Origin of the sequence: Burkholderia sp. 22313 (assembly GCF_052045245.1) — a bacterium.
Classification (GTDB): Bacteria; Pseudomonadota; Gammaproteobacteria; order Burkholderiales; family Burkholderiaceae; genus Burkholderia.
On sequence record NZ_JBQEON010000042.1, the window covers coordinates 24,079 to 44,002 of the forward strand.

The window sequence follows — 19,924 nt, forward strand, 5'->3', positions numbered from 1 at the left end:
GGCGACGTCCGAACGGCGGGCGCGCCATCGGAGCGCCTCGCCCGAATCAGAACAACTTGATGACAGGCCAGCCGCGCGCGCCGGCAACCTGCGACAGCCGTGCATCGGGATTGGTCGCGACCGGATGCGTGACGGCCTCCAGCAACGGCACGTCATTGATCGAGTCGCTGTAGAAGTAGGTCCGCTCGAAATCCGACGGTGTGTAGCCGAGCGCAGCGAGCCATGCGTTCGTGCGCACGACTTTGCCTTCGCGAAAGCTCGGCACGCCGACGCTGCGTCCGGTGAACTGTCCGGCCGGCGTGCCGTCGTCGGTATCGAGTTCGATACCGAGCAGATGCTCGACGCCAAACTCGGCGGCGATCGACCCCGTCACGAATACGTTGGTTGCGGTGACGATGCAACAGAGATCGCCGTTCTCGCGATGGTTGTCGACCAGCGCGCGCGCTTGCGGCGTGATGGCCGGCCGGATCACCTCGTCCATGAACTGCGCGTGCCAGCGTTCGAGCTGTGCCCGCGGATAGCGGGTGAGCGGCGCCAGCGTGACGGCGAGATACGCGTCCATGTCGAGCGTGCCGGCCGCATAGTGGCCGTAGTGCTCGTCGATCAGCGCCGCGTGCTCGTCGCTTTCCAGCGAACCGACCCGGGTGATGAAGCGGCCCCAGGCCTGGTCGCTGTCGAGCGGCAGCAGCGTGTGATCGAGGTCGAACAGCGCGAGATTCTTGTGCATGTAAAAGTCCTTGCGTTGTAGGGCGCGCCTGTCTGCTTGCGCGCTTGCTCGTTTATGCGCCGATCAGCTTGTCGATCGCGTCCTTCGCGTTCTTCCCGTCGATGGTGGTGACGCCGTCGAGCCACTTCGACAGCACGCCCGGGTTCTTCTTCGCCCACTCCCTGGCGACCGCGACCGGATCCGCGTGGTTCATGATCGGCACCATCAGCTGGTTTTCTTCGTCGGTCGTGAATTTCAGGTTGGTCAGCAGGCGGCCCACGTTCGGGCAGCGTTCGAGATAGCCGGGCGTGACGAGCGTGTAGACCTTCGCCGACCCGTAGTTCGGGCCGAACACGCTGTCGCCGCCCTCGAGGTACGAAATCTTGTAGTTGATGTTCATCGGATGCGGCTCCCACGCCAGGAACACGATCATTCGATGTTCCTGCACCGCGCGCGTCACCTGCACCAGCATCCCGGCCTCGCTCGATTCGACGAGCTTGAAGCCGCCGAGCCCGAACTCGTTCTTGTCGATCATCCGCTGGATCAGCGCGTTGCCGTTGTTGCCGGCGCCGATCCCGTAGATCTTGCCGTCGAGCTGGTCGCGGAACCTGGCGATGTCGGCGAAGCTCTTGAGACCCTTGTCCGCCGTGTATTGCGGCACGGCCAGCGTGTAGCGTGCGCCGACCAGGTTCGGCTGCGGCAGCAGATGCACGGCGCCGGCGTCGACGAACGGCTTCACCGTCGACGTCATGCTCGGATCCCAGTAGCCGAGGAACGCGTCGATCTGCGCCTTCTTCACACCGGCCAGCACGATCGGCGGCGACGCGATCGTCTTGCTGGCTTCGTAGCCGAGCCCGTCGAGCAGCATCATCGCGACGCCGGTGGTGGCCGCGATGTCGCTCCAGCCGACATCGCCGAGCGTCACCTTCTTGCAGACGTCGCCTTCGGATGCGTGAACGGGCGCCGTCGCGATCGACGCGAGCAGCGTTGCAGCCATCATCCATGCCATCTTCTTCATGTTGGTCTCCTAAGCAAGTGTTCCGGATCGGGTTGGGTGAATGGTCCGACGAGTGGATCGTATTGATCGGATGAAACGAACGAACTTGGGTCTAGCTGTGGCGTTTTTCGTAACGTATATTAGAACGCACAAAATCGCAAGTTCACACAAAAATACAACTTGCGGTGTGTGTGATTCGTCAGGAATTCGAAAGCAGACGAACTCGGGCGGCGGTCCGGGCGGGCCGCGTTTCATCAAGTCGGTTAACGGAAGGAGACCTCGCATGATCAGTCAGATGGAAATCATTTCCCGCCTGTTGCTGGCCGCATTGCTTGGCAGCATCATCGGCATCGAGCGCGAGCGGCTGTCGTGGGCGGCCGGGTTGCGCACCCACATGCTGGTGGCGGTCGGCGCGGCGCTCGTGATGGTCGTGTCCGCGTTCGGCTTCGCGGACATCCAGAACGCGAAGAACGTGTCGCTCGATCCGTCGCGGGTCGCCGCGCAGGTCGTGTCGGGCATCGGCTTTCTCGGTGCCGGGTCGATCATGCTGCGCGGCGAGATCATCCGCGGGCTGACGACGGCGGCGAGCCTGTGGGTGGTGGCGGCGGTCGGGCTCGCGGTGGGCGGCGGCATGTACGTGGCCGCGATCGCCGCGACGGCGATCGTGCTGACGATCCTCGCTGGCCTGAAGCCGATCGAGAAGCGCTTCTTCGCCGCGCGGCAGCGCTGGGGCGTGCGCATCCTCGCGAGCCGCGGCGCGGTGAAGCTGACGTCGCTGCAGGCGATACCGGGAATCGACCACGCGCGGATCGTCCAGTTCGTCATCGAGCAGGACGACGCGGCGCCCGGCGACGACCGGATCCACGTGGTGTTCTCGAAGATGACGAGCCGCGAATTCCAGGCGGTCCGTCAATCCCTGCAGACCCTCGTCGGCATCAAAAAGATGGAGGAGAGCGCCGCGTAGACGCGGTTCGAATACCATTGGCGTTCATTTCCGAGGACATTTCATGTGGCAAGAAGAGCGATATCAGAGGATCCGGCTTCTGTTATCGAAGATGCAGCGCGTCTCGACCGACCGGATCATGGCCGACCTGAACGTGTCGCGGGAAACCGTGCGTCGCGATCTCGTCGATCTCGAGGCGATGGGGGAGCTGAAGCGCGTGCACGGTGGCGCGGTGCAGGTGGGTGACGAAGCGCCGATCGCCGAGCGTGCGCAGACGCACGTGAAGGCGAAGCTGGCGATCGCGCGCGCCGCGGCGCGGCTCGTCTCGGGCTCGCAGACGCTCTTCATCGACGCGGGCACCACCACGACGCTGCTGGCCGAGGAACTGGCGAAGCTGTCCGGCCTGACGATCGTCACGAACTCGATCGACGTCGCGCTGAAGATGCGCTCGAGCGACCCCGGGCAGGCGAAGAACGAGACGATCCTGCTCGGCGGGATGATCGGCAGCCGCGCGGCCGCGACGGTGGGTGACGGGACGGTCGCCGAGATCTTCCGCTATCGCGCGGATCTCGCGCTGCTGTCGCCGGTCGGCGTCGACCATGTGCGCGGCGCGACGAACTACGACCGGATGGAAACGGAAGTCGCGCGCGCGATGGTGGCCAACGCGGCGGACGTCGCGATCCTGGCCGACTTCAGCAAGCTCGGCACGAACAGCCGGATCGGTTTTTGCGAACCCGCGCGGATCGGCACGCTCGTGACGGACCAGAAGGCGGAATCGGTCGACAGCTACAAGAGCCTCAAGAAAGCCATCAAGCACATCGTGCTGTCGTGACGCAAACCGGCGGCGCGCGCGATTCGACCGTATCGCGGTGGGCTGCTGAAGGATCGGATCGGAGCAGCCGGCCTGCGCAGCGACATGCCGGGCGATTTCAAGCGCATGGTGTTCATCGCGTATGCGCACGACGGCTATGCGGTCACGTTTTCCTGGCATGAACTGTTCAACACGCCCGTCGGCGAGCGTGTGATCGTCGCGCGCGTGCTGGAAATCCGAACCTGCGCCGCGCCATCCATCGTGTATGCTTGCCCGCATCGTTCAACCGGCAAACAACATGAAGACTGCGGCACACCCCAAGCCAGAGGTGCGGTTCAGAATGCGGATCCAGCAGGCCGGCACGATCGCGCTCGGGCCGGGCAAGGTCGCGCTGCTCGAGGCCGTGCGCGAGCACGGGTCGATTTCGGCGGCGGCGCGCAGCCTGGAGATGTCGTACCGGCGCGCGTGGTTGCTGATGGACGAACTGAACCGGTCGCTGAAGTCGCCGGCGATGGTGTCCGAACATGGCGGCCAGAGCGGCGGCGGCAGCGTGCTCACGCCGGTCGGCGAGGAAATCATCCGGCTTTATCGCGAGATCGAGGAACGCGCGTACGCGGCCTGCGCCGACGAAATCGGCGCACTGACCAGGATGGTGCGCCGCTGACGCTTGTGCGGTTGCGTGGTTGCCCGGTGCCGGCGGCCGTGCCCTCGATCGCGAACTCGGCGGCCGCGTGGTGGACCTCGATCCGGACCCGACGGGCCGGAGACGGATGCGTGAAAGATTCGCAGAATATTCCACGGAATATAACGGTGGAAATGCCGGTGAAACGCCCGATTCGCTGCTTAACAGAGGGCAGCGGATTCGGAGCGCGATGCGGGCGTGTGACGCTCGATCACGTGTTCGACGCACAGCCCGACCAGCAGCACGTCGGCGCGCTCGAGCGCGGCCACCGCGTCGTGCATTGCGGCCGGGTCGTTGCTGAAGGCATCGGAGAACACGTCGTCGCGCGTGCGTTCGAGGCCGCGGGCCAGCCCGATCGCACGATCGAGGTCGGCCAGCCGCGTGAAGCGGGCGGCGCGCGCGTCATGTTCGAGCATCGCGAGCAGGTCGCGCAGGCTCAGCGTGGACAGCGTATCGTCGCTCGCGGCGGAGAACACGCGGATGAAGCGCATCACGCTGCCGCGCAGCCGCCGGTATGCGTCGACGACATCGGTGACCTGCTGCGCACGATCGTCGCTCGGTAACGGCCGCAGCGCGCTGATCTTGCGCGTCGGTGTCAGCGTCAACGTTTGGGCGCGTGCGACGTGCAGCGGGGCGCGAGACGTCGGCGTGCGGGGCATGGTGTGTCTCCGGTGGTGCAGATGTCGATGTATCTTACCGGATATAACGATAACGAAAAAGCGACGTCACGCTGGCGAATTTCACGCTTCGATCCTGTGCGCTTTCGAGTCCCTGCTTCCGGAATTTGCGTCAGTCAGACAGCCCGAGGTCGGATCTGCCGGCTGCAAGGGCCGTTCGTGTCGGAGTCCAGGACATGACGGCGCTGCGATAGCGCGGTCCGACATGCCGGGCTTCGATAGCCCGTCACACGCCGTAGAACGTCTCGCAGAAGGCCGCGCTGGCACCCAGTCGCCGGGATAGATCGGCCGCCGCCTCGATTTGTACGCGATCGAGTGCACCGGTCTCGTGCGCGGCACTGAGGCGCGAGGCCGCTCCTGAAAGCGTGAGGGCTGCCATGAACTTGTCGCCGGCACCGAAGATCGGGATCGCGAACGCCGCGGTATGAACATCGCGCGCACCGGCGGTGAAGAGCGGCAGCGCGGGCGGTGCGTCATGGATCAATTCACCGAGTCCCCAGTAACGGATCACCTGGCTGATGGCCGTGTCGTCGAGCGGGAGGGTCGTCCCGGCGACGCGCGTTTCCCGGAGCCCTTCCGATGGTTCCGCGCGGAACAGGCAAAGCCGCTGACCGTTATCGAGAACATAGTACGATGCGCTTTCCTTCGTCAGCGCAGCCAGCGCATGCAATGCGGGCTCGACTACCGACGACAGATGGAACGACTGCTCGAACAGTTTGCCCAGATACAGTACGCGATGCCCGAGCGAGTAGTTCCCCGCCTGCGACCGCACGACATACCCCATCCGCTCCAGTGAGTTCATGAGGCGATAGACCGTCGTCTTGTGCATGCCGGACGCTTGCGAGAGCATCGCGAGCGATTGTGATTCGGCGCCGGGCTTGAAGCAGTCCAGCAGCGAAAGCGCTTTCTCCACGGCAACTACCCCGTCATTTCCCATTCTTCCTCTCCGGTCATCCGTCACGAGAGATTGTACACAGTAAAACGATGGTTTACCACGTAAAAGGGTAAACGCCAGTGCCGTCGGGCAGCTCGTCTGGTTATAGTGATTTCATTGAGTACACCAGTGTTGTACAGAGTACAACGAACAACCCGAGGTCGAATCATGAGCCAGACATCCGCAAGCACTTCTCCGATCAATCGCGACATCGAACGCGTGTCGCCCGAACTCGTCCAGGCGGCCGCGGTTTATCAGGCGGCGATCCTCGCCGACGTGGCGGGCCGCCGGGGCACGGTGCATGGCCGCGTGCGTCCGCTGTCGCCGAAGATGAAGGTCGCCGGTCCCGCGATCACGGTTGAAGTGCGTCCGGGCGACAACCTCGCGCTCCATGCGGCGCTTGCCGTCGCGAAGCCCGGCGACGTCATCGTCGTCGACGGCAAGGGCGACATCTCGTGCGCGCTGCTCGGCGAAATCATGGCGACGCAGGCCAAGGCGAGCGGCATCGCCGGCATCGTCATCGACGGGGCGGTGCGCGACGCACACGAACTTGCCAACGGCGACTATCCGATCTTCGCGGCCGGCCTCAATCCGTGCGGCCCGACCAAAAGCGTCGCGGGACTCGTGAACGCGCCGATCTCCGTGGGCGGCACGGCCGTCAATCCGGGCGACCTGGTGGTCGGCGATGCCGACGGCGTCGTGGTCATTCCGCGCGGTGACGTCGCGCGTATCGTCGAACTCGCGCAGAAGAAGCTCGACGCCGAGACGGCGCGCATCGCGGCCATCCACAAGGGTGACGTGCGTCCGGGCTGGATCGAGAAGGAACTGCGCGCCGCGGGCATGCTGGCCGAAGGCGAGGCACTGTAATGCAGACCACTTCGCATAAGCCCGTGGTCCTCGTGACCGCCGCTGATCTTGCACCGCAAGCGCTCGACATGCTGACGCAGTTCGACGTCGTGTTCGCGGGCAAGCAACCGACCGAAGACGACATCGTGGCGCTGTGCGTCGCGCACAAGCCGGTCGCGATCGTCGTCCGGTACGGCAAGGTCAACGCCCGCATCATGGACGCCGCCGAGAACCTCCAGGTGATTTCGAAGCACGGCAGCGGCATCGATGTCATCGACCAGGAGGCGGCCGCCGCGCGCGGCATCGCGGTGCGCGCCGCTGTCGGCGCGAACGCGGCCGCCGTGGCGGAGCACGCGTGGGCGCTGATTCTCGCGTGCGCGAAGTCCGTTCCGCAGCTCGATATCCGCATGCGTGACGGGCATTGGGACAAGGCCACCCACAAGTCCGTCGAACTCGACGGGCGCACGCTCGGCCTGGTCGGCCTCGGCGCGATCGGCCGGCGCGTGGCCGCGATCGGCGCGGCGTTCGGCATGAACGTCATCGCGTTCGATCCGTTTGCGACGGAAGCGCCGGCCGGCGTGAAGCGGGTGACGCTCGACACGCTGTACGCCGAGTCGGATGTCGTATCGATGCATTGCCCGTTGACGGCAGATAACCGCCAGATGCTCAACCGCGACACGCTCGCGCGCTTCAAGCGCGGGGCGATTCTGGTCAATACCGCGCGTGGCGGATTGATCGACGAAGCCGCGCTGGCCGACGCGCTGGCCAGCGGCCAGCTGCACTCGGCCGGGCTCGACAGCTTCGGCGTGGAGCCGATGACGGCGCCGCACCCGTTCCAGCGGATTCCCAACCTGATCCTGTCGCCGCACATCGGCGGCGTGAGCGATGCCGCGTACGTGAACATGGGGAAGGGCGCTGCCGCCAACCTCCTCGCGGCGCTCGACGAGCGCGCGCACAGCGCGGTCTGAAACCTGAACATCGAGGTGGGCATGTTTTATCTCACGAATCCCGACGTGCGCGAGGCTGCAGTTTTCACGCGCATGCCGGAGAAGTTCCGCAAGCCCGACGTCCGTACGGAATGGGCGCGCGCGAATCGCGGCGGAATGGTCACGGATTCCTTTCTCGAGGGGCCGGTCTGGGATCCGGACGGTTATCTGTTCGTCACCGACATTCCGTACGGCCGCGTCTTCCGCATTTCGCCGTCCGGCGAGTGGGACCTCGTCGTGCAATACGACGGTGAACCGAACGGGATGAAGCGTTTCGATGAATCGCACCTGATCATCACCGACTACCGGAACGGCCTGATGCTGCTCGACATCAAGCGCGGCGAAGTCCGTCCTTATCTCGAGCGCCGCAACACCGAGCGCTTCAAGGGCGTGAACGACCTGACGTTCGACTCGGCCGGCAACCTCTATTTCACCGACCAGGGGCAGACCGGGCTGCATGATCCGACGGGCCGCGTCTATCGGCTGTCGCCCGACGGAAAGCTCGACATGCTGCTCGGCACATGCCCGAGTCCGAACGGACTCGTCCTGTCACCTGACGGGAAAGTGCTGTTCGTTGCGATGACGCGCGGCAACAGCGTCTGGCGCATACCGCTTCAGGCGGATGGCTCGGTCAGCAAGGTCAGCCAGTTCTTCACGTCATACGGACCGAGCGGGCCCGACGGCCTCACGGTCGATCTCGAAGGCCGTCTGTTCGTGGCCAATCCGGGGCTTGGCCGCGTGTGGGTGCTCAATCACTGCGCGGAGCCTGTCGAGATCCTGACCGGGCCGAAAGGGGCGTCGCTCACGAGCGTCTGCTTCGGCGGCCCGGACATGAAGACGCTGTTCATCACCGAATCGACTTCCGGTTCCGTCCTGAAGGCGGAAATGGCCATTGCCGGCCCGCTGCCCAGGCAGGCCACGAAGCAAGACTGAGATCCATTTGCCGGGATGCCGCTCGGTCGGCTCCTGGTCCGTATGCCGAGAAATCGCGCCGCAAGCCGCGCGATGGAGGAGACAAGCATGACCATTTCGCATGCCCTGCGCGCCGGCGACGACGCACGGCGCGCCGACGCGCAACGCGCGGAGCGCATTGCCGACGCCGATTACGCAGCCAGCGAACGCACGCTGGCCAAGGCGTTCCGGCGGATTCTGCCGTTCATCTTCATCTGCTACGTGATCAGTTATCTCGACAGAACCAATGTCGGGTTTGCCGCGCTCACCATGAACAAGGATCTCGGCCTCACGTCCGAGCAGTTCGGCTTCGGTGCGGGCCTGTTCTTCGTCGGCTATTTTCTGTTCGAGATTCCGAGCAACCTGATCATGCAGAAGGTCGGGGCGCGCGTATGGATCGCGCGCATCATGATCACGTGGGGGCTGTTCTCGATGGCGACGGCGTTTGTCGTCGGACCGAAGAGCTTTGCGGCGGCGCGCTTCCTGCTCGGGCTCGCTGAGGCCGGATTCACCCCCGGCATCTACCTGTATTTCACGCACTGGTTCCCGGGCAAGTGGCGCGCGAAGGTGACGGCCGCGTTCCTCGTCGGCATTCCCGTCGCCAACATGATCGGCTCGCCGGTTTCCGGCACGCTGCTCGAACTCGGCGGCCTGCATGGCCTGCGCAGCTGGCAGTGGCTGCTGCTGATCGAAGGCGTGCCCGCGGTGTTGCTCGGCATCGCGTGCCTGTTCGTGCTGGCCGACCGTCCCGAGAAGGCAGCGTGGCTCAGTGACGACGAGAAGGCGTCGCTCGCGAAGCGCCTTGCCTACGAACAGCGCGACATCGGCGCGAAGCACGGCAGCAGCCTGCGCGACGCAATGACCAACTGGCGCGTGTTCGTGCTCGCGTTCATCAACTTCTGCGGGATCGTGGGCTCGCTCGGCGTCGGGTTGTGGATGCCGCAGATCATCAAGCAATTCGGCGTCGAACACGCGGTGGTCGGCTGGCTGACCGCCATTCCCTATGCGGTCGGCGCCGGCGTGATGCTCGGGTGGGCGCGTATCGCCAATCGTTCGTCCAACCGCATCCCGTATGTCGCCGGCGCACTGGCCGTGGCCGCTATCGCGCTGTGCGCGAGCACGTTCATCGACGCGCCGGTTTTCAAGCTGATCGCACTGTGCTTCACCGTGAGCGGCATCCTCGCGTTCCAGGCGACGTACTGGGCCATCCCGTCAGGATTCCTCACCGGCCGGGCCGCCGCGGGTGGACTCGCGCTGATCGTGTCGGTGGGCAATCTGGGCGGCTTCGTCGGGCCGTCGATGATCGGTGCGCTCAAGCAATGGTCCGGCGGCTTCACCGCGCCGCTCGTCGCCGTGTCGGGTGTGTTGCTGATCGGCGCGTTGACCATCGCATGGCTCGGCGATCCGGGCGCGGACGCAGGCGAAGCGTCGGCAGCCCGCGAGCCGTGAATTTCACTTCGTCAAACCTACCCATAAAACAAGTTTGGAGACTCCATGTTGTCGAACAAGGCCATTCAGAATGCAAACCAGAAATCCCGCCTCATGCTCGGCGCCGTTGCCGTCGCGAGCATGAGCCTGCCGTGCGCCGCGGCGCATGCGCAGGGCAGCGTCACGCTGTACGGCATCGCCGACGTCGGCATCGAGCACATCAACAATACGAGTGCCGGCGGCGGGCAGACACGCGAAGCGTCGGGCAACCTGTCCGGTTCGCGCTGGGGACTGAAGGGCGTTGAAGACATCGGCGGCGGCATGAAGGCCATTTTCCAGCTGGAAAGCGGCTTCAACATCAATGACGGCACGACCGCGCAGTCGACGAAGGGCCTGGGCGCGAATGCGGCCACGACCTCGCGAATGTTCGGCCGGCAAGCCTGGGTCGGGCTGTCGTACCAAGGTCAGCGACTGACCTTCGGCCGCCAGAACTCGCTGTTCTACGAACAGGCTGTCGCGTTCGACCCGATGGGGGCGTCGTCGCGATACTCGGTGCTGTCGCTCGATTACGCCGCGGCTGCGCGCATCGACAATTCGGCGAAGTACACCGGCGTGTTCGGTCCGCTGACGGCGCAGGCGATGTACAGCACGCGCTACGACACCGGGTACGGCGCGGAAGTGCCGGGGGCGCAGCTGACCGGCCGTTTCTTCAGCGGCGCACTGAGTTTCGCGCAAGGACCGTTCGCGGCAAGCGTGTCCTACGAGCAGCGCAACAGCAATACCGTCGCGACGAACACGGGCACCGAGCGTCGCGCGACGGCCGCTGCGTCGTACGCGCTCGGGCCGGTGAAGGGGTTCGCCGGCTATCGCTATCTCCATGCGTCGAATGCGTTCCTGCCGGCGAACCCGATCCGCGTCGCAAACGGCGCCGAAGCCAGCGTGGCCAATCTCTACTGGGCCGGTGCGCAATACACGGTCTCGCCGGCGTTCGTGCTCACCGCGACGGCCTATTACCAGGATGTGCATGCGAGCAGCGCCGACCCGTGGCTCGCCGTGCTCTGCGCGGACTATCTGCTGTCGAAGCGTACCGACATCTACGCGACGGCCGGTTTCGCCCGCAACAAGGGCGGCTCCGCGCTGGGGGTGAACGGCTACGGCACGGTCGCGCCCGACCACAACCAGACGGGCGTGGTGATCGGCATGCGCCAGAAGTTCTGAGGGCGAATGTCATGCAGACCGTTCACGCGCCCCATTTGCCCGTCCGGCCCGAGTGGCTCGCATTACGCGACGAGCCGGTGCTCGAACCGGCGCTGGCCATCGTCGATGCGCATCACCACCTGTGGGATCGCCAGACCGGACGCTACCTCGCGGACGAGTTCGGCGCGGATGTGCGCGACGGGCATCGGGTCGTGTCGACGGTCTACGTGCAGTGTCGCTCGATGTTGCGCGAGCACGGGCCGGATGCGCTGAAGCCGGTCGGCGAAGTGGAATTCGCGAACGGCATCGCCGCGATGTTCGACAGCGGCGCATACGGCACCGCGCGCTGCTGCGAGGCGATTGTCGGCGGCGCCGACCTGTCGCTGGGCGGCGAGCTCGATGCCGTGCTCGACACGATGCTGCAGGTGTCCGGCGGACGCCTGCGCGGCATCCGCAATCCGCTCGCGTGGCATCCGAGCGCCGACGTGCGTTCGAGCCCGATCACGCCGCCGTGCGACCGGATGTCGACGCCGGCGTTCCGCCAGGGCGTGAGGGCGCTCGGCCGCTTCGGCCTGTCGCTCGACGCGTGGGTCTATCACACGCAACTCGACGACCTGTACGAACTCGCGCGCGCAGCCGAGGACGTCACCGTCGTCATTGACCATTTCGGCGGCCCGCTGGCGGTGGGGCCGCATGCAGGGCGGCGTGCGGAAGTCCATGCGCAATGGAAGCGGCAACTCGCGCGTCTTGCCGGCCTGCCCAACACGCGCATGAAGCTGGGCGGTGCGGGCATGAGCGTGTTTGGTTTCGACTTCGCCGCGCACGACCTGCCGCCGTCGTCGCAGGTGCTGGCTGCGGCCTGGCTGCCGTATGTCGAAACCTGCGTCGAACTCTTCGGCGTGAATCGCTGCATGTTCGAAAGCAACTTTCCCGTCGACAAGGGGATGTTCAGCTATCGCGTGCTTTGGAACGCCTTCAAACGACTCGCGTCCGCGATGTCCGCCGATGAAAAGGCTGCGCTGTTCAGCCGGACGGCCGCATCGACCTATCGCCTCGCGATTCCAGGAGACAACACATGAAGACGAGTGCAACCGTGGCGACGCAGGACCTGGAGCCCGCGACCGCGGGCAACGGGTTCAGGAGCATTACCGGCATCGAGTGGCGTTCGCTTTCGCTCGCCGGGCTGGGCTGGACGTTCGAGAGCTACGACTCGTTCCTGCTTTCGCTGCTGCTGCCCACGCTCGCGTTGCAGTTCGGGCTGACCAAGGCGCAGCTCGGGATCTTCACGAGCGTCACGGCGGCAGGGCAGATCGTCGGCGGCATTCTGTTCGGCTTCGTGTCGGACCGGATCGGACGCGTGCGCACCGCGCTGCTTTGCGTGGCCATCTACTCGCTGTTCTCCGGCCTGATCGCATTCGCGCCCAACGCACACTGGTTTGCCGCCTTGCGCTTTTTCGGGGCGCTGGGCATGGGCGGCACCTGGACGGCCGGCGCCGCACTCGTCGCGGAGACGTGGCATGCGAGCCGGCGCGGCAAGGGCGGCGCGCTGATGCAGATGGGCTTGCCGATCGGCGCGATTCTCGCGATCACGATCTCGGGCCTGGTCAGCGGCGCGCACGGCGGGTTGGCCGGCGATGGCTGGCGTCTGTTGTTCCTGATCGGTGCGTCGCCCGTCTTCATCCTGTTCTGGGTCGCGCGCAAGACGCCCGAATCGCCGATCTGGCTCGAACGCAGGCACGCGAACGCGCAGGCACGACAGCGCGACACGGCAAGCAACGAGAAGCTCAACGTGCGCGGCTTGCTTACCGCGTTCTGCTTCATCTTCTTTCTGCAGTACCTCTACTGGGGCGTATTCACTTGGACGCCGACGTTCCTCGTCACGGTGAAGCACCTGGACTTCGTGCATAGCCTGAAGTTCGTGCTTGCGCTGCAGTTCGGCGCGATCACGGGGTTTCTGCTGTTCTCGGCGTGGGTCGACCGGATCGGCCGGCGTCCGATGTTTCTGGCTTACCTGCTGGTCGGTGCGATGGCGGTCGGCGTGTACATCTTCTCGGCGGATCCGCTGCTGCTGATGATCGCGATCTTCCTGACCGGCTTCAGCGTGAACGGCATCTTCGCGGGCGCGGGGCCGTTCCTCGCGGAGATCATCGGCAATACGGCATCGCGCGGGTTCCTCATGGGGCTCGCATACAACGGCGGGCGGCTCGGGGGCTTCATCGCGCCGTTGGTCATCGGCGCGCTGGCGTCGACGTCGGGCGGTTTCGTGCTCGGACTGGCGACGACCATCGTCGCATTCGTCGCCGCGGCCGTGGTCGTGCTGTTTGCGCCTGAAACGCGCGGGAAGGCACTGTCATGAGCGTCGCAACGCAAGCAGGGTGGGTGAGCCGGTTGTTTCCGGCGATCTCGGAGGCATCGTTGCGGCGCTATCTGAGCGGGCAGGTCGCGTCCGTGCTCGGCAGCTGGACGCAGAACGTCACGCTCAATCTGCTGATCTATCACCTGTCCGGTTCGGCGGCGATTCTCGCGCTGCTCAACTTCCTGCTGTACGGGCCGCAGTTGATCGTCGCGCCGGTGGCCGGCTCGCGCATCAGCTCGGCCAACGCGCGCCGCGCGACGTTGTGCGTGCTGATGACGTCGCTGCTGCTGACGGCCAGTCTCTTCACGCTGTCGATGTTCGGCTTGCTCGGCGTGAAGCTGATCCTCGCGCATGCGCTGGCGATTGGCGTGTCGAGCGCGGTGGAAACGCCCGCGCGCCAGGTGCTGTTGCTCACGAGCCTGCGGGATGCGGCGCACACCTCCAACGCAGTTGCGATGAACACGATGGTCTACAACGTCGGGCGCATGGTCGGCCCGACCATCGCGGGATTCGTCTATCCGACGCTTGGGCCCAGGACGTCGTTCGCGATCTATGCACTCGCGCTGTGCTTCATGGCGACGTGCGTGCGTTCGATCGGGACCGCATCGGTGAACCGGCCGTCGCGCGCGGAGAGCAGCCTGCGCGACGCAGTCGGCTATGTGCTGTCCGATGCGTTCTCGGCCCGCTATCTGCCGATTCTCGCGTGCATCGGCCTGTTCGCCGGCAGCTACCAGACGCTCGTGCCGCTGCTCGCGGACAAGGGCTTCCACGACGCGGCACGCTTTACCGGCGTGTTCTTCGCATGCGCCGGCGCCGGCTCGTTGAGCGCGGCGGTGCTGCTGTCGTCGGCGCTCGGGCCGCGCGCGTCGCGTCGCTTCATCGCCTATGCGCCGTGGACCGCGGTCGGCGCGCTGGCCGTGCTCGCGGCGACGACCGATATGGCGGGATCGATTCCGGCCTTCTATGCGCTCGGCTTCAGCCTGACTTTTGCCGCCACGTCGACCAACGCGACCATCCAGCGCCAGTGTCCCGAACACGTGCGCGGCGGGCTCGTCGGGATGTACGGCATGGCCTACAACGGCACGATGCCGTTCGGCTATCTGCTCGTCGGAAGCGCGTCCGAGGCGCTCGGCGTGCGACACACATTCGCGGCAATGGCCGTCGTGCTGGCTTGCGGCGTCATTGCAGTCATCGCGTGGCAACGATTCACGGGTTCGCGCTTGGGCGCACAATAAACGGAGACAACGACATGCAAACCGGTTTCATGGAAGCGTCCGCGATCGAGCGCCGGACCGTACGAAAGGTCGTCTGGCGACTCATTCCCTTTTTGATGATCTGCTACCTGCTTGCCTTCATCGACCGCGGCAACGTCGGAATGGCGTCGCTGCAGATGAACCAGGACCTCGGGATGTCGGCGAAGGTCTTCGGCTTCGGGAGCAGCCTTTTCTTCATTTCATACTTCTTTTGCGAAGTGCCGAGCAACCTTGCGCTGCAGAAGTACGGCGCGCGGATCTGGATTGCCCGCATCATGATCACATGGGGCATCGTGTCCGCGGCGACCGCGCTCGTGCACAATGCGACGACGTTCTATGTCGTTCGTTTCCTGCTGGGTGCCGCCGAGGCTGGCTTCTTCCCGGGCGTGCTGCTCTATCTGTCGTACTGGATTCCTGTGCAGTATCGTGCGCGTATCGTCGCGACGTTCATGGTGGCGATTCCCGCCGCGAGCTTCATCGGCTCGCCGATCTCCGCGCTGCTGTTGCAGATGGACGGCTTCTGGGGCCTGCGCGGGTGGCATTGGCTGTTCATCCTCGAAGGCGTTCCGACCGTGCTGCTCGGCATCGCGTGCCTGTTCATGCTGACGAACAAGCCGGAAAACGCCCGATGGCTTGACGATGAAGAGCGGACGTGGCTGCAGGGCGCGCTTGCCGCCGGGCACAAGGCGCGAAAGAAGGTGCCGTCGCTGCCGCTCACGCAACTGTTCCGCAACCGCTACGTGTTGTGCCTCGCACTCGTCGACACGTGCGCGTCTGCCGCGGGCAGCACGCTGTCCGTGTGGCAGCCGCAACTGCTGAAGTCGTTCGGCCTGTCCGTCATGCAGACCGGCCTGCTGAACGCCGTTCCGTACGCGGTCGCCTCGGTCCTGATGGTTTACTGGGGCCGACGCTCCGACCGTCTCGGCGAACGTCGCTGGCACACGGTCGTGCCGATGCTGCTGATCGGCGTGGGCCTGTTCGCGACGTCGCTGAGCGGCTCGCTGCTGCCGACGGTCTGCATGCTGTGCGCGGTGCTGGTCGGTGCGTACTCGTTCAAGGGGCCGTTCTGGGCGCTCGCCACCGACATGCTGTCCAACAGCGCCGTGGCGGCAGGGCTCGCAACGGTCAATGCGATCGCGAACCTGCTCGGCGGCGGGCTGATGGTGAACGTCTACGGATGGGTGAAGTCGGCGACGGGCAGCTACGCGCTGGCGCTGATGCCGCTGGCCATCCTCACGCTCGTGAGCGTCGCGACGCTGCTGCTGCTCACGCGCAACGGCGCGGCCGGCACGCTGGTCGGCAAGACGGAGACCATCTGACCATGCCGCGCATTGCGAGACGTGCGTTCCTCCGGCTCGCCGGCGCCGCGCTGGCTTCGGCTGCATTGCCGAAGCCGGCCAGTGCCGACGAAACCTGGTCGAGCGGCATCGAGCGGCCGGCGTTCACGCTGCCGGCAGGCGCGATCGACTGTCACATGCACATCTACGACGACCGGTTTCCCGTTGCGGCGGGCACGACGCTGCGTCCGCCGAATGCGACGGTCGCGCAATGCCGCAGCCTGCAGGCGCGGCTCGGTGTGACGCGGAACGTGGTCGTGACGCCGTCGACGTACGGCACGGACAATCGCTGCACGCTGGATGCCATCAGGCAATTCGGCGACAGCGCACGCGGCGTTGCGGTCGTCGATAGCGCCGTGAGCGACAGTGAACTTCGGACGCTCGATCGCGGCGGTATCCGCGCGATCCGTTTCAACCTGAGCTACCCGGGCGCGACGACGCTCGACATGCTGGCACCGCTCGCTGCACGGATTGCGAACCTCGGCTGGCATATCGAGCTGGTCGTTCAGGGGGCGCGGCTGCCCGCGCTGGAGCATCATCTTTCGGCGCTGCCTTGTCCGCTTGTGATCGACCATATCGCGCACGTTCCGCAGCCCGGCGGTCTTTCGTCAGACGCGTTTCGTGCCGCGCAACGTCTTGTCGGAAAGGGCAATACGTGGGTCACCCTGTCAGGCCCTTATGTCGACAGCAGGACGGGGGCACCAGCGTACGACGATGTCGAACCGGTCGCGAAGGCGCTGATCGACATGGCGCCGGAACGCATGCTATGGGGAACCGATTGGCCTCATCCGACGCAGAAGACCGACAAGCCGGATGATGCGAGCATGCTGGACGTCATTGCCGGCTGGATCGGCCGCGCCGACTGGCAGCAACGGATATTCGTCACCAATCCGGCGAAGCTTTACAGGTTCGGCTAGCAGACAAAGCTGAAGCGGAACGGGGGATGGCCAACGCAATCGCGAGGCCGACGGATGGCTTCACTGCGCAGGCAGTCGCGCGACATCGATCGATCAAGGAAGCGGTCGCGTATCCCCCGATTCCTTCCGGTATCCTGAACAGCCCTGGTCAATCGATCGCGCGCATCGAGTGCCGCAGTTCCTGGTAGCTGCGCAGGCCCGTCACGCCGAGTTCGCGACCGATCCCGCTGAGCCCGAAGCCGCCCCAGCACACCTGCGGGTAGATGAGCTGCGGTGCGTTGATCCATACGAGCCCGGCACGCACGCGTGCCTGGAACTGCTTCGCGACTTCCGCATCACGCGTCACGACGGTCGCGACGAGCCCGTAGCGCGTGTCGTTCGCGAGCGCGATCGCCTCGTCGTCGGTGCGGAACGACTTCACGCACGCGATCGGGCCGAACACCTCGTCGGTCCACAGCAGATTGTCGGCGGCCGGTTCCGCGACCACGACCGGCGCCATGAAGAAGCCGTCGCCGCAAGCGTCGGCGACGCGCCCGCTGAACGCGACATGCGCACCCGCCACGATGCCGTGTTCGAGCAGCGCCTCGACGCGCGTGCGCTGCGCGGCCGAAATCATCGGCCCCATCGCGACCTGGCCGGTGCCCGGCGGCGCGACGACGAGCGCGCGCACGGCCGTTTCGAACGCGGCCATGAAGCTGCGGTAGACGCTGTCGTGCACGAGGATGCGCGCGGTGGCCGAGCACATCTGGCCCGCGTTCGTGAACGCGCCCGCCACCGCGAGCGATACCGCGGCATCGAGATCGGCGTCGTCGCGCACGATCAGCGACGACTTGCCGCCGAGTTCGAGCGTCACGCGCTTCATGTCCTGGGCGGCCGTCTGCATCACCTGGCGGCCGGCCGCCGTGCTGCCGGTAAACGAAATCTTGTCGATCAGCGGATGGGCGGTCAGCGCCGCACCGACTTCGGCGCCGCCGTTCACGACGTTGACGACGCCGTCGGGCACGCCGGCTTCGGCGATCAGCTCGAGTAGCGCATGCTCGGCCGGCGACGTCAGCTCGGACGGCTTCATCACGACCGTGCAGCCGGCCGCGAGCGCGGGCGCGAGCTTCCACGCGGTCGTGACCATCGGGAAGTTCCACGGCATGATCAGCGCGGCGACGCCGACCGCGTCGTGGAAGCGCTCGGCCGCGACGGCGTCGCTCGGCAGCGCGACCGGTTCGGCCGCGAACAGGGCCGGGTTTTCGCATAGCTGCGCGTAATAGGCGAAGGTCGCGACGACGTCGCCGACGTCGGCATCGGCTTCGACCGGCGGTTTGCCGCTGACCCGCATCTGCAGCGCCGCGAGGTGCGCGCGATTGGTTTCGACGCGCTCGGCGATCGTCGCGAGCAGGCGGCCGCGCTCGGCGGGCGGCGTATCGCGCCAGCCGGCGAACGCATCGCGCGCGGCACGGACCGCGGCGTCGACGTGCGCGGTCGTCGCGAACGCCTGCCAGCCAATCGTCTCGCCGGTCGATGCATTGAAGATCGGCGCGCCGGCGTGGTCGGAATGCGTGTGTACGGGCTGGCCGGCGATGTGCGCGGCGGGCAGCGCGAACGTCGCTGCGGAGGCGGCAAGCTCAGCGGTGGACATGACGGTTTTCCTGTCGATCGGATCAGCGGATTGGTGGATTAGTGGATGAGCGGTAGGCGACGCCCGGCATCACGCAGGGCATCTCGAGCGATGCCGCCCATCGGCTGGTTCAGTTCGCGGTGCATGGGGCCGTCTCCTCTTTCTGGTGAAAAACGATCGGCCGATGGTAGAGGAGAACGTGAGCGGGAAGATTTCGAAGTCGCAACGTTTACATCGACGAGGCTCGATGCGAGTGGCGCCGCTGCATCGACGGGGTGCAACCGCCTGCGCGCGGCCGGATCAGCCGGCGACGTCGTGCGTCGCGGCGGCAGGAAACGCCGGTGCGGCCGCGCCCCACGCGGCGAGCTCGCGCTTCGTGCGCACGCCGAGCTTCCGGAACGCGCGCTTCACGTACGACTCGGCCGTCGCGACGCGCACGCCGAGAATGCCGGCGGTTTCCGGCACGGTCTTGCCGGAGATCAGGTGCTTGCAGGTTTCGTATTCGCGCTTCGACAGCTTCACGCCGTCGGCCGTGATCCGCGCATCGAACTGCGCGAGCGGATGCACGTCGGGCGTCGGATGCGCGACGCGTCGCGCGGCGGTGGTCGACGCGTGCAGCTCGAGCAGCGGGAACAGCACGTCGCTGATGCTGCGAAAGCGGTTCATTTCGGCGAGCGTGAACGGCGGGCGATCGCGGCCGCGTTCCAGCGCGATCGAATGCTGCGCATAACGGGTGCCGCGCGCGAGCACGCATTCGTGGCCGATATGCACGTCGTCGAACAGCCGTTGGCGGAATTCGCCGGGCGGAATCGCCGCGATGTCGCGCACGACGAGCATCGTGCCCGTCTTGCCGCGCAGCCCCGCGAACAGCGGATCGCTGTCGAGAAAGCGCTCGTAGTAGAGCGTCATCACGTCGGAGATGTCGGCGGTCTCGGTGCCGATGCCGCTGCTGCCGATCCATTCGCAGCGATAGCCCGTGGGCATCGAGCCGTCGACGCGCGAGCGTTCGACGTGCGCGACGTCGAGCGGGACGACGTCGTTCAGCAATTGCGTGAGGCGCGGCACGAAGTGCGGCGTGCCGACTGTCTCGATCAGCTCGCCCAGGGCCTTGAACGACACGTTGAAGCGGTCGGTGTCGCGCTGGAAGGGGTTCACGTTGAGCAGCATGCGGTTCCCCGGTGAAAATCGGCCGCGATTCTAGCGGTTGCAGCTGAAACCGTCTTTAGGGGGAAATACCGGCGGGTGTCCTGCCGACCTGTTTGCCCCGGAAAACGCGGCTTGTCCCCCCCGAAGG

The 19,924-nt window shown here is 65.9% G+C and carries 19 protein-coding genes and 1 pseudogene; 14 read left to right on the plus strand and 6 right to left on the minus strand.

Translation table 11 applies throughout. The features are described 5' to 3' along the window. Positions 1 to 46: 46 nt before the first annotated feature. Together ACTJKF_RS27270 and ACTJKF_RS27275 are read right to left on the minus strand one after the other, a co-directional pair. Positions 47 to 727 (minus strand): HAD family hydrolase, encoded by a 681-nt coding sequence (locus ACTJKF_RS27270; RefSeq protein WP_440627743.1) that lies wholly within the window; start codon positions 725 to 727, stop codon positions 47 to 49. A gap of 52 nt (positions 728 to 779) precedes the next feature. Continuing rightward, positions 780 to 1,724, minus strand: coding sequence for a choline ABC transporter substrate-binding protein (locus ACTJKF_RS27275; protein WP_440627745.1), 945 nt, complete (start codon positions 1,722 to 1,724; stop codon positions 780 to 782). Between the two features lie 262 nt (positions 1,725 to 1,986). Here ACTJKF_RS27275 and ACTJKF_RS27280 point away from each other — a divergent pair, with 262 nt between their 5' ends. The 4 genes and pseudogenes from ACTJKF_RS27280 to ACTJKF_RS27295 all read left to right on the plus strand — a co-directional run bounded on the left by ACTJKF_RS27280 (position 1,987) and on the right by ACTJKF_RS27295 (position 4,121). Then, complete coding sequence (locus ACTJKF_RS27280; RefSeq protein WP_440627747.1) at positions 1,987 to 2,667, plus strand: MgtC/SapB family protein; 681 nt, start codon at positions 1,987 to 1,989, stop codon at positions 2,665 to 2,667. A 43-nt stretch (positions 2,668 to 2,710) separates the two neighbouring features. Next, a complete protein-coding gene (locus ACTJKF_RS27285; RefSeq protein ID WP_440627749.1) occupies positions 2,711 to 3,478 on the plus strand; it encodes a DeoR/GlpR family DNA-binding transcription regulator in 768 nt (255 codons plus the stop codon). Positions 3,479 to 3,493: 15 nt separating this feature from the next. Next, positions 3,494 to 3,679: pseudogene (locus tag ACTJKF_RS27290) on the plus strand (molybdopterin-dependent oxidoreductase); the annotation flags it as partial. 118 nt (positions 3,680 to 3,797) lie between these two features. Further along, positions 3,798 to 4,121 (plus strand): winged helix-turn-helix domain-containing protein, encoded by a 324-nt coding sequence (locus ACTJKF_RS27295; protein WP_440627751.1) that lies wholly within the window; start codon positions 3,798 to 3,800, stop codon positions 4,119 to 4,121. Between the two features lie 179 nt (positions 4,122 to 4,300). On the opposite strand, the gene ACTJKF_RS27300 is transcribed toward ACTJKF_RS27295, so the two are convergent. Both ACTJKF_RS27300 and ACTJKF_RS27305 read right to left on the minus strand, forming a co-directional pair. Next, positions 4,301 to 4,798, minus strand: a complete 498-nt coding sequence (locus ACTJKF_RS27300; protein ID WP_440627753.1) for a hypothetical protein — start codon at positions 4,796 to 4,798, stop codon at positions 4,301 to 4,303. Positions 4,799 to 5,042: 244 nt separating this feature from the next. Next, positions 5,043 to 5,753, minus strand: coding sequence for an IclR family transcriptional regulator (locus ACTJKF_RS27305; RefSeq protein ID WP_440627755.1), 711 nt, complete (start codon positions 5,751 to 5,753; stop codon positions 5,043 to 5,045). 165 nt (positions 5,754 to 5,918) lie between these two features. On the opposite strand from ACTJKF_RS27305, the gene ACTJKF_RS27310 reads away from it, so the two are divergent. The 10 genes from ACTJKF_RS27310 (at position 5,919) to ACTJKF_RS27355 (ending at position 17,021) form a co-directional block, all read left to right on the plus strand. Continuing rightward, positions 5,919 to 6,617 carry an RraA family protein gene (locus ACTJKF_RS27310; RefSeq protein WP_440627757.1) on the plus strand — a complete coding sequence of 233 codons (699 nt, stop codon included), beginning with the start codon at positions 5,919 to 5,921 and terminating at the stop codon, positions 6,615 to 6,617. Next, positions 6,617 to 7,564 carry an NAD(P)-dependent oxidoreductase gene (locus ACTJKF_RS27315; RefSeq protein WP_440627759.1) on the plus strand — a complete coding sequence of 316 codons (948 nt, stop codon included), beginning with the start codon at positions 6,617 to 6,619 and terminating at the stop codon, positions 7,562 to 7,564. The genes ACTJKF_RS27310 and ACTJKF_RS27315 overlap by 1 nt, the downstream gene beginning before the upstream one ends. Before the next feature lie 21 nt (positions 7,565 to 7,585). Then, the gene (locus ACTJKF_RS27320; protein ID WP_440627761.1) at positions 7,586 to 8,515 is read left to right on the plus strand and encodes an SMP-30/gluconolactonase/LRE family protein; all 930 of its coding nucleotides are present in this window, start codon (positions 7,586 to 7,588) and stop codon (positions 8,513 to 8,515) included. Between the two features lie 87 nt (positions 8,516 to 8,602). Next, the gene (locus tag ACTJKF_RS27325; protein WP_440627763.1) at positions 8,603 to 9,982 is read left to right on the plus strand and encodes an MFS transporter; all 1,380 of its coding nucleotides are present in this window, start codon (positions 8,603 to 8,605) and stop codon (positions 9,980 to 9,982) included. 45 nt (positions 9,983 to 10,027) lie between these two features. Next, entirely contained in the window at positions 10,028 to 11,179 is a 1,152-nt protein-coding gene (locus ACTJKF_RS27330; RefSeq protein WP_440627765.1) for a porin, read from the plus strand. 11 nt (positions 11,180 to 11,190) lie between these two features. After that, complete coding sequence (locus ACTJKF_RS27335; RefSeq protein ID WP_440627767.1) at positions 11,191 to 12,237, plus strand: amidohydrolase family protein; 1,047 nt, start codon at positions 11,191 to 11,193, stop codon at positions 12,235 to 12,237. Then, the gene (locus ACTJKF_RS27340; RefSeq protein WP_440627769.1) at positions 12,234 to 13,514 is read left to right on the plus strand and encodes an MFS transporter; all 1,281 of its coding nucleotides are present in this window, start codon (positions 12,234 to 12,236) and stop codon (positions 13,512 to 13,514) included. Before ACTJKF_RS27335 ends, ACTJKF_RS27340 begins: the two co-directional genes overlap by 4 nt. Continuing rightward, the gene (locus tag ACTJKF_RS27345; RefSeq protein ID WP_440627771.1) at positions 13,511 to 14,749 is read left to right on the plus strand and encodes an MFS transporter; all 1,239 of its coding nucleotides are present in this window, start codon (positions 13,511 to 13,513) and stop codon (positions 14,747 to 14,749) included. Before ACTJKF_RS27340 ends, ACTJKF_RS27345 begins: the two co-directional genes overlap by 4 nt. 14 nt (positions 14,750 to 14,763) lie before the next feature. After that, on the plus strand, positions 14,764 to 16,086 hold the full coding sequence (locus ACTJKF_RS27350; RefSeq protein WP_440627773.1) for an MFS transporter: 1,323 nt from the start codon (positions 14,764 to 14,766) through the stop codon (positions 16,084 to 16,086). Between the two features lie 2 nt (positions 16,087 to 16,088). Continuing rightward, positions 16,089 to 17,021, plus strand: coding sequence for an amidohydrolase family protein (locus tag ACTJKF_RS27355; protein ID WP_440627813.1), 933 nt, complete (start codon positions 16,089 to 16,091; stop codon positions 17,019 to 17,021). Between the two features lie 148 nt (positions 17,022 to 17,169). On the opposite strand, the gene ACTJKF_RS27360 is transcribed toward ACTJKF_RS27355, so the two are convergent. Together ACTJKF_RS27360 and ACTJKF_RS27365 are read right to left on the minus strand one after the other, a co-directional pair. Further along, complete coding sequence (locus ACTJKF_RS27360) at positions 17,170 to 18,651, minus strand: aldehyde dehydrogenase family protein (RefSeq protein WP_440627775.1); 1,482 nt, start codon at positions 18,649 to 18,651, stop codon at positions 17,170 to 17,172. Between the two features lie 279 nt (positions 18,652 to 18,930). Further along, a complete protein-coding gene (locus ACTJKF_RS27365; protein WP_440627777.1) occupies positions 18,931 to 19,797 on the minus strand; it encodes a helix-turn-helix transcriptional regulator in 867 nt (288 codons plus the stop codon). Positions 19,798 to 19,924: the final 127 nt, after the last annotated feature.